The 1129-nt window shown below is 68.9% G+C and carries 1 protein-coding gene; it reads left to right on the forward strand.

Annotated features, from left to right (window positions below):
- A partial coding sequence (locus A5681_RS16780; RefSeq protein ID WP_067277165.1) for a PPE family protein occupies window positions 1-1129 on the forward strand: 1129 nt, incomplete at both ends.

The raw sequence follows: 1129 nt of genomic DNA on the forward strand, positions 1-1129 counted from the left end.
CGTCGGCGGCGTGGGATGAGATTGCTGCTGAGGTGGCTGCGGCGGCGAGTGGGTATAGCTCGGTGATTGCTGAGTTGACGTCGGGTCCGTGGGTGGGTCCGGCGTCGTCGTCGATGGTGGCCGCGGTGGCGCCGTTTGTGAGTTGGTTGGGTGCGGTGGCGGGGTTGGCCGAGGATACGGCCAGTCAGGGTCGGGCGGCGGCGGCGGCGTTTGAGGCGGCGTTTGCGATGACGGTGCCTCCGCCGGTGATTGCGGCCAATCGGGTGTTGTTGGCGACGTTGGTGGCGACGAATTTCTTCGGGCAGAACACGCCGGCGATCATGGCGACCGAGGCGCAGTACATGGAGATGTGGGCTCAGGATGCGGCGGCGATGTATGGCTATGCCGCGGCGTCGGCGACGGCTTCGCAGTTGGCGCCGTTTGATGCCCCGCCGAATACCACGGCGCCCGATGGGGTGGCCGAGCAGGCGTTGGCGGTGACTCAGGCCGCTCAGCAGCCCGCGGGCAACACCGCTCAGACGGTGGCCTCGCAGGTGGCGAGCACGCAGTTGGTGACGGCGGCGGCGCCGACTCAGCAGGTGACGGCGGCGGCCACGACCCAGCCGGGGCCGTTGACGTGGTTGACCAATGCGATCCAGGGCCTGCAGACGGGGTTGCCCACGCCGACCAACAACTACCTGGGGCTCAACCCGACCTTGTACACGGTGATGCTCAAGCAGAACACCGGTCTGGCTTATTTCTCCAACGGCATCGTGGCGTTTTGGTCGCAGTTGTCTCAGCAGTTGGTGTCGGGTCCTGGTGGTAGCACCGCGGGTGCTGGTGGTGCGTGGTATCCCACGCCGCAGTTCGCCCAACTGGGGTTGGGCAACCTGGGCAACATCGGTGGTGGTGCGGTGTCGGCCGGGGCCGGCCAAGCCGTTCATGTCGGGTCGTTGTCGGTGCCCCAGCAGTGGGCCACGCTGACCTCGGCGGTCAGCCCGGCCAACGCCGCCGAGGCCGAGGCGCTGCCGGTGCAGACCGCCGGGGCGACCGGCAACCCGCCGGGCAACGCCCTGCTGCGCGGCATGCCCACCGGCGTCATGGGCCGTCGCGCCGGCGCCGCCGCGGGCTACTCCCACAAATACGGCTT

Source organism: Mycobacterium scrofulaceum, from assembly GCF_001667885.1.
Classification (GTDB): Bacteria; Actinomycetota; Actinomycetes; order Mycobacteriales; family Mycobacteriaceae; genus Mycobacterium; species Mycobacterium scrofulaceum_C.